This window comes from Microbacterium sp. NPDC089186 (genome assembly GCF_040685115.1).
GTDB lineage: Bacteria > Actinomycetota > Actinomycetes > Actinomycetales > Microbacteriaceae > Microbacterium > Microbacterium galbum.
Genome location: NZ_JBFBHJ010000001.1, coordinates 406659 through 426233, shown reverse-complemented (window position 1 = coordinate 426233; position 19575 = coordinate 406659). Strand labels below are relative to the sequence as shown.

The 19575-nt window shown below is 72.0% G+C and carries 11 protein-coding genes; 8 read left to right on the top strand and 3 right to left on the bottom strand.

Going from position 1 to position 19575, the window contains the following annotated elements:
• Nucleotides 1–36: 36 nt before the first annotated feature.
• The 8 genes from AB0N82_RS02005 to AB0N82_RS01970 all read left to right on the top strand — a co-directional run bounded on the left by AB0N82_RS02005 (nucleotide 37) and on the right by AB0N82_RS01970 (nucleotide 16061).
• Nucleotides 37–1401, top strand: coding sequence for a hypothetical protein (locus tag AB0N82_RS02005; protein ID WP_363387491.1), 1365 nt, complete (start codon nucleotides 37–39; stop codon nucleotides 1399–1401).
• Complete coding sequence (locus tag AB0N82_RS02000; RefSeq protein ID WP_363387488.1) at nucleotides 1398–2438, top strand: FHA domain-containing protein; 1041 nt, start codon at nucleotides 1398–1400, stop codon at nucleotides 2436–2438. Before AB0N82_RS02005 ends, AB0N82_RS02000 begins: the two co-directional genes overlap by 4 nt.
• Entirely contained in the window at nucleotides 2435–6439 is a 4005-nt protein-coding gene (gene eccCa, locus AB0N82_RS01995; protein WP_363387485.1) for a type VII secretion protein EccCa, read from the top strand. Before AB0N82_RS02000 ends, eccCa begins: the two co-directional genes overlap by 4 nt.
• A 107-nt stretch (nucleotides 6440–6546) precedes the next feature.
• Nucleotides 6547–8583, top strand: a complete 2037-nt coding sequence (recQ, locus tag AB0N82_RS01990; protein WP_363387482.1) for a DNA helicase RecQ — start codon at nucleotides 6547–6549, stop codon at nucleotides 8581–8583.
• Between the two features lie 178 nt (nucleotides 8584–8761).
• The gene (locus tag AB0N82_RS01985; RefSeq protein ID WP_363387479.1) at nucleotides 8762–10864 is read left to right on the top strand and encodes an acyl-CoA dehydrogenase; all 2103 of its coding nucleotides are present in this window, start codon (nucleotides 8762–8764) and stop codon (nucleotides 10862–10864) included.
• 166 nt (nucleotides 10865–11030) lie between these two features.
• A complete protein-coding gene (locus AB0N82_RS01980) occupies nucleotides 11031–11600 on the top strand; it encodes a DNA-3-methyladenine glycosylase I (RefSeq protein ID WP_363387476.1) in 570 nt (189 codons plus the stop codon).
• Nucleotides 11601–11796: 196 nt separating this feature from the next.
• Nucleotides 11797–13350, top strand: a complete 1554-nt coding sequence (locus AB0N82_RS01975; RefSeq protein ID WP_363387473.1) for a DEAD/DEAH box helicase — start codon at nucleotides 11797–11799, stop codon at nucleotides 13348–13350.
• 371 nt (nucleotides 13351–13721) lie between these two features.
• Nucleotides 13722–16061 (top strand): excinuclease ABC subunit UvrA, encoded by a 2340-nt coding sequence (locus AB0N82_RS01970; protein WP_363387470.1) that lies wholly within the window; start codon nucleotides 13722–13724, stop codon nucleotides 16059–16061.
• 125 nt (nucleotides 16062–16186) lie between these two features.
• Here AB0N82_RS01970 and AB0N82_RS01965 read toward each other — a convergent pair whose 3' ends face one another.
• The 3 genes from AB0N82_RS01965 to AB0N82_RS01955 form a co-directional block, all read right to left on the bottom strand.
• Complete coding sequence (locus AB0N82_RS01965) at nucleotides 16187–16663, bottom strand: dehydrogenase (protein WP_363387467.1); 477 nt, start codon at nucleotides 16661–16663, stop codon at nucleotides 16187–16189.
• Between the two features lie 281 nt (nucleotides 16664–16944).
• Entirely contained in the window at nucleotides 16945–17697 is a 753-nt protein-coding gene (locus AB0N82_RS01960) for an SDR family oxidoreductase (protein ID WP_363387464.1), read from the bottom strand.
• 95 nt (nucleotides 17698–17792) lie between these two features.
• A complete protein-coding gene (locus AB0N82_RS01955) occupies nucleotides 17793–19541 on the bottom strand; it encodes a sodium:proton antiporter (protein WP_363387461.1) in 1749 nt (582 codons plus the stop codon).
• Nucleotides 19542–19575 lie beyond the last annotated feature (34 nt).

Below are 19575 nucleotides of genomic sequence, written 5' to 3'. Positions count from 1 at the left end.
GCCCTCGGGTCGGTGGCGCGAGAACGAGGGGGACCGTTGAGCGCGGAAGTGATGCAGGGGCGACGCGTCGCCCTCATCGACGGCGCGTCGAGATTCGACCTCGTGGTGCCTCTGCGTGCCGAGGTCGGAGACGTCCTGCGCGCCGCGGGCACGGCGACCGAGCGGGATGTGCGCGTGGTGGGGCTCTCGGGTCGCGAGATCGACCGCTCGACGGCGATGACCGCGCTCGAAGACGGAGTCGTCCTCGTGCTGGTCGATCCCGCCGCCACGATCGAGTCGGCTGAACGCCGCTCGACGCGGGCGCCGATCGCCGCGCGGGCGACGGCCGTATGGATGGTGCTCGCTGCGGCGGGCGGCATCCTGGCCTTCCTCCGTCTGCTCGACGCCGTCGCCCTTCCTGCCGAGGTGCGCACTCCCGTCGCCGCCGCGTCCTTGCTCGCCGCCCTCGCCGCGGCCACGGTCTTCTCGCTGCGCGCGCGGCCGCGCACGCCGACGCTCGCTCCCGTCGTCGCCGTCGCGGCCCTTGCCTTCGGCGGGGGAGTGGCGATCGTGCCCGACCTTCCGGCCTCGTCGGCGCAGGTGGCGGTGTTCACGGGTCTCCTCGCTGCGGCCGTGACGACCGGAGTCGGCGGAGTGATGGGGGCGACGCAGACCCTGCGCGCGCAGAGCCGCACCGCGACGATCGTCTCCGCCATGCTCGCGGCCGTGTGGGCGCTCGCGCTCCTGCTGCACCTCGACCCCTCGGCCCCGGCCGCCGTGACCCTCGGGCTCGTCCCCGTCGCCCAGCGCATCCTGCAGTCGAGCCTCGTCGACGTCGAACCCGGCACGTTCATCGACTACGGACGCTTCCAGAGCACCCGATGGACGGTGCGGCAGAGTCTGCCCGACGAGGTGCGCACGATCGAGGCCGATGACGCCGACGCCCTCGTCGAACGCTCGACCGCCCGGCTGACCGTCGGCGTCGTGCTCCTGGTCGCGGCGGGAGCCGCCAGCGCGTTCACCGCCCTGCCGACCTTCTCGGTCGCCGATCCCGTGGTGCTCGGCGGGCGCATCGCCCTCGCCGTCACGGTGGTGCTCGCCCTGCTGCTCGGCTCGCGCAAGAGCACGGTGCCCTTTCTCAGGTGGGTGGCCCGATTCGGCGCCGCCGTGGTCCTGGCGGCCGTCTTGACGGCGCTCGTGCCCACGATCCCGTCGGACATGCTCGTCGTCGTCGCGGGGGTCATCCTGCTCGCGGCCCTCGCCGTCGCGCTCCTGGTGGTCCCGGTGGGACGCGGCCTGCGGTCGCTGGGATGGTCGCGCACGGGTGACGTGTTCGAGGCGCTCGCGACGGCCCTGTCGCTTCCGGCGGGCATGCTGGCCGCCGGAGCGATCGAGGTCGCGCGTGCGATGATGGCGACATGACGCAGTCGCCGCCGTTCGGCGTGCCCGCGACGGTGGGGGTGCGCATCGGCGCCTTCAGCGTCGACGCCGCCCTCGTGGTCATCGCCGCCGGCGCGGCATCCCTCCTCGCCTCGCCCGTCCTCGGTGCCGCGGTCGCCGCGGAAGCCCTGCTGGGCCTGTGGATCCTCCAGGCGCGCCGCGGCTTCGGTCCGGGTGCGTTGTTGTTCGGCCTGCGCACCTCGCGTGCGGAGGCGCCGCTCGTGCCCGGTGCGGGAAGGGCCTTCGTCCGCGGGTCGCTGGTGCTGCTCGGGGGTCTCGTCCTCGTCGCCGGAGCCTGGGTCGTCGTCGCCTCGGCCGGGTTCGACCGCTCGGGCCTGCGGCGTTCCTGGGCCGACCGCGCGGCCGGTACCGTCCTCGTCGTCGCTCCCCGGGATCGGCAGGATCAGGATGCCGACGGCTCCTCCGCCCTCGCCGAACCCACCGTCCACGCGCGCTCCTCGGCCGGCCGCGAGCCGCTCCGCGTGTCCGCCGCCGCCGCGGCGCTGCCGACCGCGCCGGCGTGGGACACCCCGCTGCTGGCCGTCGATGCTCCGGCCGCGACCGATGCCCCGGCCGCCGTCGACGCCCCCGCCGCCGCGGGCGGGCGCACCCCCGCGGCCGCACCGCCCGCGCGGGCGGCCGAGGAGCCGGTGGTCACGGGTGCCGTCGGACGCGCGCAGCTGCTCGTGGTCTTCGACACCGGACAGCGCGCGCAGATCGACCTGCCCGCCGCGGTCAACTTCGGGCGCGCCCCGGTCGCGACGGAGCCCGCAGACGTGCTGATCGCCGTCGACGACCCCGACCGTCTCATCTCCAAGACGCACCTGCGCCTCGAGCACGACGGCGAGACCGCGTGGGTCATCGACGCCGGTTCCACGAACGGCTCGGAGCTCATCGACGACGACGGAGCCGTCCACCCCCTGCAGCCCGGTGCGCGCACCCTGCTCGAAGACGGCACCCGGGTGCGTCTGAGCGAGCGCGTGTTCACCCTGAGCCGACTGATCGGAGGTCCGGTGTGAGCACGGGCCCGCGTATCGCCCCGCCGTCCCTGCCCAACGGGCGGGTCGTGCTGCAGCCGCCGCCCGAGCTCGTCCCGAACGAGGGCGGCAGCGGCATCCTGACCTCCCTCCTGCCGATGCTCGGCAGTGTCGGCGCGATCGTGATGGTGACGATCTCCAACAGCGGACCGACGGGCTTCCTCATCGGCGGCATGTTCCTGCTGTCGTCGCTGGGCTTCGTGGCGGTGAACGGCTGGCGCCAGCGTGCGCAGCGCAATGCCGAGGTGCTCGGCAACCGGCGCGAGTACCTCGCCTATCTGTCCGAGCTGCGCGAGACCGTGCGCGTGGCCGCACGCAAGCAGCGCCGCCACGGCGGGTGGATCATGCCCGCCCCCTCGGCCCTGCCCTTCATCGCCGAGGAGCGCTCGCGCGTGTGGGAGCGCCAGCCCGGCGACGAGACGTTCCTGCTCGCCCGCATCGGCGTGGCCGATCAGCCCCTGAGCCTCACCCTCGAGGCCCCCGAGCTGCCGCCCCTGGCCCAGCTCGACCCGGTGGCCGCCTCGGCGGCGCACCGCTTCATGCTCACGCACGAGATCCAGCGCGATCTGCCGCTGGGCTTCCCCCTCGGCGAGTACGCGCGTATCGAACTCGTCGGCCCCGACGAGGAGGCCGTCCGCAGCCTCGCCCGCTCGCTCGTGGCCTCGGCGGCCACGCTCCACGACCCGGAGGACGTCATCATCGCCGTCCTCGCCGGACCCGCGCAGATCGGCGCATGGGACTGGGTGAAGTGGCTGCCGCACGCGATGTCGTCGCGCGTGCAGGACCGACTCGGACCCGCGCGCATGATCGCGGCATCCCCCGACGAGCTGATGGAAATGCTGCCGGCCCAGCTCGCCTCGCGCGCCCGCTTCACTCCCGGCGGCGGCGTCACCCCGCACGTCGTGCTGGTGATCGACGGGGTCGAGTCGTCGTCGAACGCCCCGCTGACCGGGCTGGAGGGCGCGCAGGGCGTCACCGTCATCGACCTCCCCACCCGCTGGGACGAACTCGACGACCCGACGGTCGCTCGCGTGGCCCTCGCGGACGCCCCGGTCGCCGTCCGTACGCGGCGCGGCGAGGCCGCCCCCGCCACCGCGCCGGCGGAGTTCATCGACGGCGCCGGACGCGCGCAGTCCTTCGTCCCGGATGCCATGACCGTCGCCGAAGCGGAGGCGACCGCGCGCCGCCTCATGCCGCTGCGCCCCGCCCCGATGGTCGTCGTCGACGCCCCCACGACGCAGGGCCAGGCGGAGCTGACCGAGCTGCTCGGTCTGCCCGACGTGCGCGCGGTCGACTTCGATCAGGCGTGGACGCCGCGCCTGGAGCGCGATCGCCTGCGCGTGCCCATCGGTCAGGAGCCCTCGGGCGCGCCGCTCGTGCTCGACCTCAAGGAGTCCGCCTCGCAGGGCATGGGCCCGCACGGCGTGATGGTCGGTGCGACCGGATCGGGCAAGTCCGAGGTGCTGCGCACCCTCGTGCTCGCCCTCGCGATGACCCACTCGCCCGAGCAGCTCAACTTCGTCCTCGTCGACTTCAAGGGTGGAGCGACGTTCGCGGGGATGGCCGAGATGCCGCACGTGTCGGCGGTCATCACGAACCTCGGCAGCGAGCTCGCCCTCGTCGACCGCTTCCAGGACGCCCTGCAGGGCGAGGTCGTGCGCCGCCAGGAGCTCCTGCGCGCCGCGGGCAACTTCGCCAACGTCGGCGAGTACGAGGCGGCGCGGCGCGGAGGACGCACCGACCTGGCGCCCCTTCCGGCACTGCTGATCGTCGTCGACGAGTTCTCCGAGCTGCTGACCGCCAAGCCCGAGTTCGTCGACAGCTTCCTCAACATCGGCCGCGTCGGCCGCTCGTTGCACGTGCACCTGCTCCTGGCATCCCAGCGCCTCGAAGAGGGCAAGCTCCGCGGCCTCGACACCTACCTGTCGTACCGGATCGGTCTGCGCACGTTCTCGGCATCCGAGTCGCGCACCATCATCGGCACGCCCGACGCCTACACGCTTCCGCAGGAGCCCGGCGTCGGCTTCCTCAAGAGCGACACCGAGAACCTCGTGCAATTCCGCGCGGCCTACGTCTCCGGGCGCCCGCGCGGCACGGCCGGCGTCGATGTCGCCGACCCCGCGTCCGTCTCGGGCGGTCCCGCCCGCGTCGAGGTGTTCACGGCCCTCGCCCAGCCCGACGACGACGGGTCCCCGGAGGAGATGGATGCCGCGCCCGCGGCCATCGCGGCCCCCGTGGCGGAGAAGCGCTCGACGTTCCAGATCGCGGTCGACCGCATGAAGGACCGCGGCCCCGAGGCGCACCAGGTGTGGTTGCCTCCGCTCGCGGAACCGTCGCCCCTCGATGCCCTCATGCCGGATCTGGCCGAGGATCCCGAGCTCGGACTCGTGTCGCACCGCTGGCGCAGCGCCGGCGCCCTCACGGTGCCGATCGGGCTCGTCGACATCCCGCTCGAGCAGCGCCGCGACCACTTGACCGTGTCGCTCGGTGGCGCCGCGGGTCACGTGGCGATCGTCGGCTCGCCCCTCAGCGGAAAGTCCACGCTCGCGCGGACCCTCGTCTCGGCCCTGTCGTTGACCGGGACCCCGCGGGAGTTCCAGTTCTTCGTGCTCGACTTCGGCGGGGGCGGCTTCACCGCGATGCAGCAGCACCCGCACGTGTCGGGCGTCGCGACGCGCACGGAGCCCGAGGCGGTGCGTCGGGCCGTCGCCGAGGTGGAGGCCGTGCTCGACGCGCGCGAGCAGTATTTCCGCCGCAACGCCGTCGACTCCATCGAGACGTACCGTTCGCGTCGCCGCGAGGGGCGCCTCGACGACGGCTTCGGCGACGTCTTCCTCGTCATCGACGGCTGGTCGACCCTTCGCTCGGAGTTCGAGCCGCTCGAAGCCCGGGTGCAGACCATCGCCGCCCGCGGTCTCAGCTTCGGCGTGCACGTCGTCGTCACCGCGAACCGGTGGCTCGAGATCCGGGCGAACCTCAAGGACCTCATCCAGACCCGCCTCGAACTGCGCCTGGGCGACCCGACCGACTCCGACGTCGACCGCAAGCAGGCGGCGAACGTGCCCGTCGGGCAGCCCGGCCGCGGTCTCAGCGCGTCGAAGCTGCAGATGCTCACGGCCGTGCCGCGCGTCGACGGATCCGACGACCCGGCCACGATCGCCGACGGCGTCGCCGACATGATCGGCCGCGTGGCGGCGGCGTGGCACGGTGAGCCCGGCCCGAAATTGCGCCTGCTGCCGGAGAACATCACCCTCGACGAGGTGCGCGCGCTCACCGAGCCCGGCGACGGCCGCATGCTGCTCGGCATCGAGGAGGCGCAGCTCGCGCCCTTCGGCGTCGACCCCCGCGTCGAGCCGCATCTGTTCGTGTACGGCGACTCCGGAATGGGCAAGTCGTCGTTCCTGCGCGCGGTGGCGAAGGAGATCCAGCGCCTGTACACCCCTGCCGAGGCGAAGATCTTCGTCGTCGACTACCGCCGTGCGCTCCTCGGGGAGATCCCCGACGACTACCTCGGCGCCTACCTGACGTCGCACGACCTCGCGACCGGGGGCATGAACGACCTCGCGCAGTATTTCTCGACGCGCGTCCCCGGGCCCGACGTCACCCCGACGCAGCTGCGCGAGCGCAGTTGGTGGAAGGGAGCCGAGGGCTTCATCCTCGTCGACGACTACGACCTCGTCGCGACGAGCCAGGGCAACCCCCTCGCCGTCCTGCAGCCGCTGCTGGCGCAGGCGGGCGACCTGGGCCTGCACGTGGTGCTCACCCGGCGCTCGGGCGGCGCCAGCCGCGCGGCCTACGACCCGATCATCCAGCGGTTCACCGATCTCGGAGTGACCGGCATCCTGCTCGGCGGCAACCCCGAGGAGGGGGCGCTCATCGGCCGCGTCAAGCCGGAGCGCGCCGCTCCCGGCCGCGCGCAGATCGTCAGCCGGGAGCACGGGCTCGTGGCATCCCAGCTCGCGTTCTCGCCACCGACGCACTGAGTGCTCCTGTGCCGCGGCGTGCCGCGTGCCTCCTCCCCAGCCGCCCCGTCCTCCCCATCGGATGACGGGGCGGTGTCGGTGTCGGCGGCCCGGGTTACCGTGGTGGGGTGACATATCCCGGCGCCGCCCCCGAGTCGTACGCCGACGCTCCGCCCGAGTCGTACGACGTCCCCGACGACCCGTACGCCGGCGCGCGGTGGGACCCCGACCAGTTCGCGCCGCCCGACGATTTCGATGCGCCACCGCCGCCGGTCGACCCCGCGTCGGCCTTCGCCCGCGCGGCCGCCGCGACGGGGACGGCCCGCGAGCTGCCGGCGGTGCGCGACTTCACCGGCCACGACCCGCGCGCCGTTCTGCACGAGGTGTACGGCTACGACGCGTTCCGCGGCGACCAGGCCGACATCGTCCAGCACGTCGTCGACGGCGGCGACGCGGTCGTGCTCATGCCGACCGGCGGCGGAAAGAGCGTCACGTATCAAGTGCCGGCGCTCGTGCGTCCCGGTACGGGGCTGGTCGTCAGCCCCCTGATCGCCCTCATGCACGACCAGGTCGAGGCGCTCATCGCCAACGGTGTGCGGGCCGGGTACCTCAACTCCACGCAGGCGCCCGCCGAGCGCCAGGCCGTCGAGCAGGCATACCTCGCCGGCGAGCTCGACCTCCTGTACGTCGCGCCCGAGCGGTTGAACGGCGCGCAGACCCTCGGGCTGCTCTCCCGCGGTCGCCTCAGCGTCATCGCGATCGACGAGGCGCACTGCGTGTCGCAGTGGGGTCACGACTTCCGCCCCGACTACCTCGCGCTCGGCGACCTCGCCGACCGGTTCCCCGGCGTGCCGCGCATGGCGCTCACCGCCACGGCGACGCCCGAGACCGCGCAGGAGATCGTCGAGCGCCTGCGCCTGCGCGACGCCCGCGGCTTCGTCGCGAGCTTCGACCGTCCCAACATCCAGTACCGCATCGACGCGAAGGTCGACCCGCGTCGGCAGCTGGTGCAGTTCATCCGCTCGCAGCCCGAGGGCTCCGCCGGCATCGTCTACGCCCTGAGCCGCAAGACCGTCGAGCAGACCGCCGCCTATCTGGCATCGCAGGGCCTCGACGCCCTGCCCTATCACGCGGGTCTCGACGCCTCGGTGCGCGCGGCGCATCAGTCGCGTTTCCTCCGCGACGACGGGGTGGTGATGGTGGCCACGATCGCGTTCGGCATGGGCATCGACAAACCCGACGTGCGCTTCGTCGCCCACATCGACCTGCCGAAGTCGGTCGAGGGCTACTACCAGGAGACCGGTCGTGCAGGCCGCGACGGCGACCCGTCGGTGGTGTGGATGGCCTACGGACTGGGCGACGTCGTGCAGCAGCGCCGCATGATCGATCAGTCGCCGGGTGATCGTTCCTACAAGATGCGCCTCGGTCAGCATCTCGACGCGATGCTCGCGCTGTGCGAGACGGTCGGATGCCGCCGGCAGAACCTTCTCGACTACTTCGGTCAACGCTCCGAGCCTTGCGGCAACTGCGACACGTGCCTCACCCCGCCCGACACCTGGGACGGCCTCATCGCCTCTCAGAAGCTGCTGTCGACGATCGTGCGCCTGCAGCGCGAGCGCGGGCAGGCGTTCGGCGCCGGTCACCTCATCGACATCCTGCGCGGGGCGAAGACCGAGCGCATCGCGCAGCAAGGGCACGATCGCCTGAGCACCTACGGTCTGGGTGCCGATCTGTCCGACCAGGACTGGCGCAGCGTGATCCGCCAGCTGCTCGCGCGCGGCATCATCGTGGCCCAGGGCGACTACGGCACGCTCGCGCTGAGCGAGGCGTCGGCCGGAGTGCTGCGCGGCGAGACACCCGTCCCTCTGCGTCGCGACGCCCTCGGCCGCACGGGTGGCGGCGGGGGGAGTCGTCAGCGCAAGTCGAGCGCCGACGACGTCGCCCCCGACGATCGCGAGCTGTTCGAGGCGTTGCGCGCGTGGCGGGCCGAGAAGGCGCGAGAGCAGGGTGTTCCGGCCTACATCGTGTTCGGCGATGCCACCCTGCGCGCGATCGCCGCCGCCCGCCCCGGCGCGATCGGCGACCTCGACGGCATCACCGGCATCGGCGCCAAGAAGCGCGAGGCGTACGGCGACGGCATCCTGACGGTGGTCGCGGCGAACTGACCCCCGTCACTCCGGCGTGCGGGCGGCCGTTCAGCCGCTGTTCGGGAATGTTGACCCCCCACAACGACCCAGCGCGGACGGATGCGCGTCCGTTGTGGTGAACCGACAGGAGGTTTGAGTGGTCGTTGTGGGACACCTACCGTGGAGTCATCCCTTTGCAACGTCGAAAGGTGCCGAAATGACCGACGCCGCCGTCCGTCCCACCACGCCCGCCACGAGCACGCGCACGCCCGTGGGCGGAGCGCCCACCGCCGCGCACACCGCGGCCGAGGCCGCCGAAGCCCGCATCGACACCGAGCGGGTCACCGATCTGCTGCTCGGCACGTGGGCCGAGACCCGCCGCGAGGCGCGCGAGATGATCAAAGACCCCGCGCTCTGGCGCGACGACAGCCTCGGCATGGATGCGCACCGCGAGCGCACCCTCAGCCAGCTCCACCTCCTCGTGCAGAACAAGGCCGTGCACCGCGCGTTCCCGAAGCGCCTCGGCGGTGAGGAGAACAACGGCGCCAACATCGCCGGCTTCGAAGAGCTCGTCGCGGCCGACCCCAGCCTGCAGATCAAGTCGGGCGTGCAGTGGGGCCTGTTCGGCTCGGCCGTGCTGCAGCTGGGCACGCGCGAGCATCACGACAAGTGGCTCCCCGGCATCATGAGCCTCGAGATCCCTGGCGCCTTCGCCATGACCGAGACCGGACACGGGTCCGACGTCTCGGCGATCGGGACCACCGCGACCTACGACCCCGAGACCGAGGAGTTCGTCATCCACACGCCCTTCCGCGGCGCGTGGAAGGACTACCTCGGCAACGCCGCCCTGCACGGCAAGGCCGCGACGGTGTTCGCCCAGCTCATCACGAAGGGCGTCAACCACGGCGTGCACTGCTTCTACGTGCCGCTGCGCGACGAGGAGGGGAGCTTCCTCCCCGGCATCGGCGGAGAAGACGACGGTCTGAAGGGCGGTCTGAACGGCATCGACAACGGTCGTCTGCACTTCGACCAGGTGCGCGTCCCTCGCACGAACCTCCTCAACCGCTACGGCGACGTCGCGGCCGACGGCACGTACTCGAGCGAGATCGCGAGCCCGGGGCGCCGGTTCTTCACAATGCTCGGCACCCTCGTCCAGGGACGCGTCTCGCTCGACGGCGCGGCCGCCTGGGCATCGGCCATCGGTCTGACGATCGCGATCACCTACGGCAACCAGCGCCGCCAGTTCGACTCGGGCAGCGGCACCCCCGAGGTGACCCTGCTCGACTACGGCAAGCACCAGCGGCGCCTCCTGCCGCGCCTGGCCACGACCTACGCCGAGATCTTCGCGCACGACGAGTTCCTTCAGAAGTTCGACGGCGTCTTCAGCGGAAAGGCCGACACCGACGCCGACCGCGAAGACCTCGAGACCCTCGCCGCCGCCCTCAAGCCCCTGTCGACCTGGCACGCGCTCGACACGTTGCAGGAGGCGCGCGAGGCGTGCGGAGGACAGGGCTTCCTGTTCGAGAACCGCCTGGTGGGTCTGCGCGCCGACCTCGACATCTACGTCACCTTCGAGGGCGACAACAACATCCTCCTGCAGCTCGTCGGCAAGCGCCTCCTCGCCGACTACGCGAAGCAGTTCAAGGGCAAGGATGCCAAGCAGCTCGCCGCCTTCGCCGTCGGCCAGACCGCCGGCAAGCTTTTCCACGGAGCGGGCATGCGTCAGTTGGGTCAGGCCGTCAGCGACTTCGGCTCGACCGCCCGATCGGTGGAGAAGGGTCTGCGCGCCGAACAGCAGCACGAGCTCCTGGCCGGCCGTGTCCAGCAGATGATCGCCGACATCGCGGGGCGCCTCCGTCCGGCATCCAAGCTCTCCCGCGACGACGCGGCGGCACTGTTCAACGAGAACCAGGCCGAGCTCATCGAGGCCGCGCGCGCGCACGGCGAGCTGCTGCAGTGGGAGGCGTTCACCGACGCCATCAACCGCGTCGACGACCGCGACACCCTGAAGGTGCTGACCTGGCTGCGCGACCTGTTCGGACTGCAGCTGATCGAGAAGCACCTCGCGTGGTACCTGATCCACGGTCGGCTCTCGACGCAGCGGGCCGCCGCCGTCTCCAGCTACATCGATCGCCTCTGCGCTCGGCTGCGTCCGCACGCGCAGGACCTCGTCGACGCGTTCGGCTACGGCCCGGAGCACATCCGCGCGTCGATCGCGTCCGGCGTCGAGGACGACCGGCAGAACGAGGCCGCGTCGTACTATGCCGCCCTGAAGGCTTCGGGCGACGCCCCGGTTCCGGAGAAGAAGCCCGCGCGCTAGCGGCATCCCTGTCGCCAGGACAGGGGATGCGACGAGAACAGGCCGATCCGTGCAGGGTCGGCCTGTTCTCGTGTCATCCCCTGTCCTCGCACGACCCGCGCCCGAGCCGTCCGTGCAGCGCGCTCCCTGATCGGTCGATGTCGGCGGCCCGGCCTAGCCTGGGAGCATGAACGACCTCGTGACCGGAGCCGACGGTGTCACCCGCTGCGCATGGGCCGGTTCCGACGCGGAGTACCAGCGCTACCACGACGAGGAGTGGGGCACCCCGCTGCACGGCGACCGCCCGCTGTTCGAGAAGATGAGCCTCGAGGGTTTCCAAACGGGCCTCGCCTGGATCACGATCCTGCGCAAGCGTCCGCGCTTCCGCGAGGTGTTCCACGACTTCGAGCCGTCGGTCGTGGCGCGGTTCGGCCCCGACGACGTCGAGCGTCTGCTTCAGGATGCCGGCATCATCCGCCACCGCGGCAAGATCGAGGCCGCGATCGGCAACGCGGCGATCGTCGCGGCCATGGGCCCGGGCGAGCTCGATGCACTGATGTGGTCGTTCGCCCCGGCATCCCACACGCCCCCGGCGACCTTCGCCGAGGTGCCCGCGGTGACGCCCGAGTCGACCGCGTTGAGCAAAGACCTCCGCCGCCGCGGGTTCCGCTTCGTCGGACCGACCACCATGTACGCGCTCATGCAGTCGTCGGGCATGGTCGACGACCACGTTGCGGGGTGCTGGCGTGCGGCCTGACGGCCGCGCGGCCCGAAACCGGTAGACTGGACCCAGGAGCTTTCGCTCCGCGCGTCGTCGAACGCACCGGCCCCTTCTTCTCGGGCCTTTGACCTTCACGGCGAACGGATGCGCCACCCGGCGCCTTCGCCCACTTGGCCGCAGCATCGCGGCATCCCGAACCGCCGTGCGCGCGTGCGCCGCGGCAGGAGTATTCATGACGTCCCAGACTTTCGCCGACCTCGGCGTGCCCGCCCCTCTCATCGACGTTCTCGCCGCCCAGGGCAAGAACGAGCCCTTCCCGATCCAGGCCGACACCCTGCCCGACACCCTCGCCGGGCGTGACGTGCTCGGCCGCGGCAAGACCGGCTCGGGCAAGACCCTCGCCTTCTCGCTGCCGTTGGTCGCGCGTCTCGCCGCGTCCACCGATCGCCGTCGCGGACGCAAGCCCCGCGCGCTCGTGCTCGCCCCGACCCGCGAGCTCGCGAACCAGATCGACGAGGTCATCAAGCCCCTCGCCCAGCCCTTCGGACTCGTCACCACGACCGTCTACGGCGGCGTGAACCAGAAGCGTCAGGTCGACGCGCTGAACGCCGGCGTCGACATCCTCGTCGCGTGCCCCGGCCGCCTCGAAGATCTCATCGGCCAGGGCTTCGCGAACCTCGGCGACATCGAGATCACCGTCCTCGACGAGGCCGACCACATGGCCGACCTCGGCTTCCTCCCCGGAGTCACCCGCCTGCTCTCGCGCACCCCCGCCGACGGTCAGCGTCTGCTGTTCTCGGCGACGCTCGACAACGGCGTGGACAAGCTCGTCAAGCGCTTCCTGCGCAACGAGGTCCTGCACTCGGTCGACGAGGCGCACTCGCACGTCGCCGCGATGACGCACCACGTCTTCGCCCCGGCCGACGCGGATGCCAAGAAGGACCTCGTCCAGACCCTCGCCTCGGGCACGGCGCGACGCATCCTCTTCATGCGCACCAAGCACCAGGCCAAGAAGCTCGCGAAGCAGCTCACCGCCTCGGGCATCCCCGCCGTCGACCTGCACGGCAACCTGTCCCAGCCCGCTCGCGACCGCAACCTCGCCGCCTTCGGCGACGGCCGCGCGAAGGTTCTCGTGGCCACCGACGTCGCCGCCCGCGGCGTGCACGTCGACGGCGTCGAACTGGTCGTGCACGTCGACCCGCCCGTCGAGCACAAGGCGTACCTGCACCGCTCCGGCCGCACCGCCCGCGCGGGCTCCGCCGGCGATGTGGTGACGATCATGCTGCCCGAGCAGCGTCGCGACACCCTCGACATCCTCCGCAAGGCGAAGATCTCCGCCACCCCGCAGCCCGTCACCCCCGCCTCGCCCGAGGTCGTGGCGCTGGTCGGCGAGGTCGCGCCGTACGTCAAGCCCGAGCCGGTCGTCGCCCAGCCGCAGGGCGGGGGCCGCTCGCAGGGCGCCAACGCCCAGCGCAAGCGCGCCGCCCGCACCCCGGGCCAGGATGCCGCAGCCCCGGCCGCCGGTGGCGGTCGCCGTCGTCGCGGACGCGGTGGCAGCGGTGGCGGTCAGGGTTCCGAGGCTCCCGCGGCCGCCGGTCACGCGCCCCAGGGCGGGCGCGGCCAGGGCCAGCGTTCGGGTGCCGGACGCGGACAGTCGGCCGGCGGCGCCCAGCGCGCCGGCGCCGCCCGTGCCCAGGGCGCGGGTCGCTCGGCATCCGGTGCCCCGACGACCGGCATGGTCGTCGGCGCCCGTTCGCCGCGCACGAATCGCCGCGCGCAGGGCTGAGCCCCCGTCCACCGTCGCGTTCCGGTGGGGTCTTCCGGCTCCGCCCGTCCCGTGTGCCGGTGGGGCCTTCTGGCTCCGCCCGTCCTGTGTGCGCAATGGCGGATGCCGCGGGCGGCACGCCGCGGGCGGTCGCCGGTGTCGCGGCGTGTCGGGGCCCCGACCCGCCGCTGTGCTCGCGCCTGACCGGCCCGCCGCCTTCCGCCCGCCGCACCCCCGCCCGCCGCACCCGGCATGCCACACCCCCGCCCGCCGCACACGCCGCACCCCCGCCCGCCGCACCCGGCATGCCGCCCGGACCGGCGCACCCCGCGCCCTCGCTGGCCGATGTCGGTGGTCTGCGCCACACTGGGGACGATCCCGAGGAGGCGCCCATGACCGGTCCCGACGCCCACGACGTCATCCGCGTGCGGGGCGCGCGAGAGAACAACCTCAAAAACCTCGACCTCGACGTGCCCAAGCGGCGTCTCACGGTGTTCACCGGGGTCAGCGGGTCGGGAAAGTCGTCGCTGGTGTTCGGCACCATCGCGGCCGAGTCGCAGCGGCTCATCAACGAGACCTATCCCACCTTCGTGCAGCAGTTCATGGGCGAGCTGTCGCGGCCCGACGTCGATGCCCTCGAGAACCTCAGCGCGACCATCCGCGTCGATCAGGAGCGCATGGCCGCGAACGCCCGCTCCACCGTCGGCACGGCCACCGACGTCCACGCCATGCTGCGCGTGCTCTTCAGCCGCCTCGGTCAGCCGCACGTCGGGTCGTCGCAGGCGTTCTCGTTCAACGTGCCCTCGATCTCCGGAGCGGGCGCGGTGACGATCGCGACGGGTGCGAAGAAGGGGCAGAAGGAGCGCCGATCCTTCGAGATCACCGGCGGGATGTGCCCCGAGTGCGAGGGCCTCGGCCAGGTCGGCGACCTCGACCTCGACCAGCTCGTCGATGCGTCGCTCTCGCTGAACGCGGGGGCCATCCTCGTGCCCGGCTACACGGCCGACGGCTGGATGGTGCGCGTCTTCAGCGAGTCGGGCTTCCTCGACCCCGACAAGCCCGTGCGCGACTTCACTCCGCAGGAGCGCGACGACTTCTTCTACAAAGAGCAGACGAAGGTGCGCATCGCGAACACCAACATGACATACGAGGGGCTCGTCCCCAAGATCACCAAGAGCATGCTGCAGAAAGACCGCGACGCGCTGCAGCCGCACGTCCGCGCCTTCGTCGACCGCGCGGCCACGGTCGTCCCCTGCCCGGCGTGCGAGGGCACGCGTCTCAACGACGGCGCGCGCTCGTCGCGCATCGGCGGCGTCAACATCGCGGATGCCGCAGCCATGCAGATCACCGACCTCGCCGCCTGGGTGGGCACGATCGACGACCCCTCGGTGGCACCGCTCGTGCAGGGTCTGCGCGAGACGCTCGACGCCTTCGTCCACATCGGCCTCGGCTACCTCTCGCTCGACCGTTCGAGCGGCACGCTGTCGGGCGGGGAGGCGCAGCGCACCAAGATGATCCGCCACCTGGGCTCGAGCCTGAGCGACATCACCTACGTGTTCGACGAGCCCACCGCGGGCCTGCACCCGCACGACATCCAGCGCATGAACGAGACGCTCCTGCAGTTGCGCGACAAGGGCAACACGGTGCTCGTCGTCGAGCACAAGCCGGAGGTCATCGACATCGCCGACCACGTGGTCGACCTCGGTCCGCGCGCCGGCCGCGAGGGCGGCGTGATCCAGTTCGAGGGCGATGTCGCGGGGCTGCGGGCTTCCGACACCCTGACCGGTCGCTTCCTCGACCACCGCGCGCACCTCAACGACAGTGTGCGCGAGGCCACCGGCGCGCTCCCCATCCGTGGGGCGAGCCAGCACAATCTCCGCGGTGTCGACGTCGACATCCCGCGCGGAGTGCTCACGGTGGTGACCGGGGTCGCCGGCTCCGGCAAGTCGTCGCTCATCCACGGCAACCTCCCCTCGTTCGACGACGTCGTCGTGGTCGACCAGACCGCGATCAAGGGCTCGCGGCGCAGCAGCCCCGCGACCTACACCGGCATCCTCGACGCGGTGCGGGCGGCGTTCGCCAAGGCGAACGGGGTCAAGCCGGCGCTGTTCAGCGCCAACAGTCAGGGTGCGTGCGCCGCATGCAAGGGCCTCGGCGTCATCGTGACGCAGCTGGGGTTCCAGTCCACGGTCGAGACCGTCTGCGAACTGTGCGAGGGCACCGGGTTCTCCGACGACGTGCTCGAGTACACGCTCGACGGGAAGAACATCGCCGAAGTGCTCGCGATGTCGGTCGCCGAGGCGGGGGAGTTCCTCGTCGCCGGTCCGGCGGTGGCCGTCCTCGGTCGTCTGCGCGATGTGGGGCTCGGCTACCTCACGCTGGGACAATCACTCAGCACTCTGTCGGGCGGAGAACGCCAGCGCCTCAAGCTCGCGATCTCGATGGCGAAGTCCGGTGCCGTCTACGTCCTCGATGAGCCCACGACAGGACTGCACCTCGCCGACGTCGACACGCTCCTTCGGCTCCTGGATCAGCTCGTGGATGCCGGCAACACCGTCGTCGTGATCGAACACCATCAGGCGGTGATGGCGCACGCCGACTGGCTCATCGACCTCGGCCCCGGGGCCGGTCGCGACGGCGGCACGGTCGTGTTCGAGGGGACGCCCGCCGACCTCGTCGCCGAGCGCTCGACGCTCACGGGAGAGCACCTCGCACGCTACGTCGGCGGCTGATCGCCGGGGCGGTCGCGCGCGTCGTCGGTCTCCGGGCACGGGGCCCGGCGCACGTCGCGTCGGCACGCGACGAGGTTCCGGTCCCGCAGCTCGCGGTGCGCCGCCGTCTCCGCGGGGGACTCCGGTCAGCCGCGCGCGGGGAGCGATGCGTCGTGCAGGTGCCGGTCGCCGTGCGACAGCACCTTCACCATGACGCCGCGGCGGCGCAGGTCGGCCACCGCGCGCGTTTCGTCTTCGCGCGTCAGACCGAGCGCGTGAACGCTCGCCACCACGAGCACATCGCCGCGCGTCAGCGTGCCGAAGAATCGGTCGAGTCGGTTCGCCCACCCCTCGAGCGTCTCGGGAGCCGGGTGTCGGAAGCCCTCGATGGGAACCCCGAAGCGCGTCAGGTCGTCACGCTGCTGCACGACGGTGGGCATGTCGGGACGCGACACGACCAGTCCGACGAGGCGGGACCCCGCGGGGCGGGCACGCCACCAGTCCCGATCGCTCTGCAGCTCGGTGAAGCACTCCGGGCACTCGGCCGCGGTATGCATCACGGGCACCGCGGCGCTCCCGGCGGCATCCGTGGATGACGGCATCGTCGGGATCGGATCGCTCATGGAAACCTCCGCGACCATTGTGCCCCACGCTCCTGCGAAACCGCCCCCCGGGCCACGCCCGCGGCCCCTCGTCCCGCCGAGGGCGATGAGTGGCCCGGGAAGTGCCCTTCACGCAGTCCCGCGCCGGGCATACGTGGGACACGCTCGCTACCGCGAACGCCGACACCGACGCCACCCCCAACGCCAACGTGACCCCCGCACCGGCCCGACCCACCGCCCTCAGCCCCCGCACATGGAAGGGCCCGCCGCACGCGACGTGCGACGGGCCCGGGAGTCGGGACTCAGTGGGCCGAGTACCCGCCGTCGACGAGGTGGTAGCTGCCCGAGATGAACGACGCGGCGTCGCTGAGCAGGAACAGCGTCAACGCGGCGACCTCGGAGTCCGTGCCGAGGCGTCCGGTCGCGTGCTCGTTCTCGAGGTGCGTCAGGGCCTCGGGGGTCAGGCTCGAGCGCACCAGCGGGGTGTCGATGAAGCCCGGGCCCACGGCATTCGTGCGCACGCCCTGCTTCGTGTACTCGAGGGCGGCGACCTTCGTCAGACCGACCAGCGCGTGCTTGCTGGCGACGTAGGCCGCGTTCTGCGCGATGCCGACCGACCCGAGGACGGATGCCATGTTCACCACCGCACCGCCGCCGGAGGCGACGATGGCCGGCAACTGGAACTTGAGGCCGTAGAAGACGCCGTCGAGGTCGACCGCGCGCACGCGGTCCCAGGCCTCGATGTCGTAGTCGCCGATGTTCTGGGGCGGGGCGCCGATGCCGGCGTTGTTCACGGCCAGGTGGAGTCCGCCGAAGGTCGAGCGGGCGAAGGCGACGGCCGCCTCGGAGTCCTCCCACTTCGCGGTGTTCTGCGCGAAGGCCGCAGCGGTTCCTCCCGCGTCGGTGATCTGCTGCACGACGCCCTGGGCGGCATCCTCGTTGATGTCGGTCACGACGACCGACGCGCCTTCTGCGGCCAGCTCCCGCGCGATCGCGGCTCCGATTCCGCTTCCGCCACCGGTGACGAGGGCGACCTTCTGGGCGAACCTGCTCATGGATGCACTTCTCTCCCGCCGTCGAGTCAACGCGGATCTCGCGGTGACCGCATGCGCGTGAATGAAAACCCCGACGCCGGCCGCGGTATTCCGCGTCAGTCGTCCTCGCCGTCGTCGATGCGCAGCTCGAGGCTGAGCTGGTCGGCATCGAGTTCGGCGAGGGCATGCCTGAGCGCGGCCGTGCTGTAGCGGCCGTCGCGGCCGACGTCGTGCAGACGGCGGCGCATCGCCTCGATCGAGGCGAGCCGCAACTCGAGGAAGTCGCGCACGCGCATCGAAGCCTCCTCGTCGGGCGGCTGCACGAGGCGGGCGCCCGCGCGCTCGATCATGTCGGCCGGGAAGGCGGCGCCGTCCCGCCGGACGAGCGAGCCCGACTGCACGGCCGCGATCGCGGCATCCCGGAGCTCCGCGTCGAGGGCGCGTTGCTCCTCGCGCGACGGTCCCTCGCCCCCGTCGCCCGCGAGTCCGACCCGGCGGACGACGGCCGGCAGGGTCAGCCCCTGGAGGACCAGGCTGAACAGGGCGACCAGGAAGGCGACGAAGATCAGCAGCGGGCGTTGCGAGGTGTCCTCGGGGAGGGTCTGCGCCGCCGCGAGGGTCACCACGCCGCGCATCCCCGCCCAGACGATGACGCTCCCATGCCGCGCGCCCAACGGGGTGTCGCGGTAGTAGTCCAGATCGGCCAGGGTGCGCGAGATGCGCGCGCGCATCCACCCGATGCGCCGCGCGGCGCGAGCGGGGTCCTCGGCCCGGATGCCGAACTGCTCGGGCGCCGTGCGGTAGGCCTCCTCGAACCGGTCGAGGCGGCGCTGCGCGTCGTCGACGCGTTCCTGGTGACGGTCGGCGCGGCGACTGCGCCGCCCCTGGATCCAGATGAGCCACGACACGTACAGCGCACGGGCCGCGAGGGTGATGCCGAGCGCCGAGAGCGCCAGCCACGTCCCGTGCCAGAGGCCCTCGTGCTCGCGGAGGTTGGCCGTGACGATGTCCTTGAGCTCGAGTCCGAAGACGAGGAAGACCCCGCCCTCGAGGATCAGCTCGATCGTGCGCCAGTTGAGTCGGTCGCTGATGCGCTGCTCCGGGGTGAAGCGCCGTGCCGCGCCCTGTCCGGTCACGATGCCCGCGACCACCGCGGCGACCAGACCCGAGCCGCCCAGGTGTTCGGTCGGCAGGTAGGCGATGAACGGCACGGTGAAGCTCAACGCGGTGTTCGCGGCGGAGTTTGTCACACGCTCGCGCACGCGGAGGTTGACCCAGCCGACGACGGCGCCCAGCGCGAGGGCGATCGCCACGGCCCACGCGAACGAGGCCAGGGCATCGCCGAAGGCGAAGCCGGATGCCACGGCTGCGACCGCCGTGCGCAGCAGCACGAGCGCAGTGGCGTCGTTGAGCAGGCTCTCTCCCTCGAGCATCGTCACCACGCGCGGCGAGATGCCCAGGCGCTTGGCGATCGAGGTGGCCACGGCATCCGTGGGGCTGAGGATGGCGCCCAGCGCGATCGCGAGAGCGAGCCCGAGGCCGGGGATGACGGCCCAGAAGAAGAGGCCGAGCACGAGCGAACTGAAGACGACGAGCAGCACCGAGAGCCCGGCGATGGGGGCGAAGTCGCGCCGGAACTCGATGGCGGGAAGCTGCACCGCCGCCGAGTACAGCAGCGGCGGGAGAACCCCGATGAGGATGACCTCGGGGTTGACCGCGAAGGCGGGGACGAAGGGGAGGAGGCTCACCCCCGCGCCGATGGCGAGCAGCACCAGGGGTCCGGCGATGTTGAAGCGCGGCCCGATGACCGTGGCGAGGGCGACGACCACCACGCCGGCGACGACGACGAGGAGCGGATCGATCACCCTCCGAGGCTAGCCCTCCGCCTCTTGCGTCCTC

Bases quoted from the DNA above. Each gene is read 5' to 3' on its own strand.
- AB0N82_RS02000 (WP_363387488.1), top strand. From the start codon at position 1,398: ATGACGCAGTCGCCGCCGTTCGGCGTGCCCGCGACGGTGGGGGTGCGC.
- AB0N82_RS01985 (WP_363387479.1), top strand. From the start codon at position 8,762: ATGACCGACGCCGCCGTCCGTCCCACCACGCCCGCCACGAGCACGCGC.
- AB0N82_RS01980 (WP_363387476.1), top strand. From the start codon at position 11,031: ATGAACGACCTCGTGACCGGAGCCGACGGTGTCACCCGCTGCGCATGG.
- AB0N82_RS01975 (WP_363387473.1), top strand. From the start codon at position 11,797: ATGACGTCCCAGACTTTCGCCGACCTCGGCGTGCCCGCCCCTCTCATC.
- AB0N82_RS01970 (WP_363387470.1), top strand. From the start codon at position 13,722: ATGACCGGTCCCGACGCCCACGACGTCATCCGCGTGCGGGGCGCGCGA.
- AB0N82_RS01965 (WP_363387467.1), bottom strand. From the start codon at position 16,663: ATGAGCGATCCGATCCCGACGATGCCGTCATCCACGGATGCCGCCGGG.
- AB0N82_RS01960 (WP_363387464.1), bottom strand. From the start codon at position 17,697: ATGAGCAGGTTCGCCCAGAAGGTCGCCCTCGTCACCGGTGGCGGAAGC.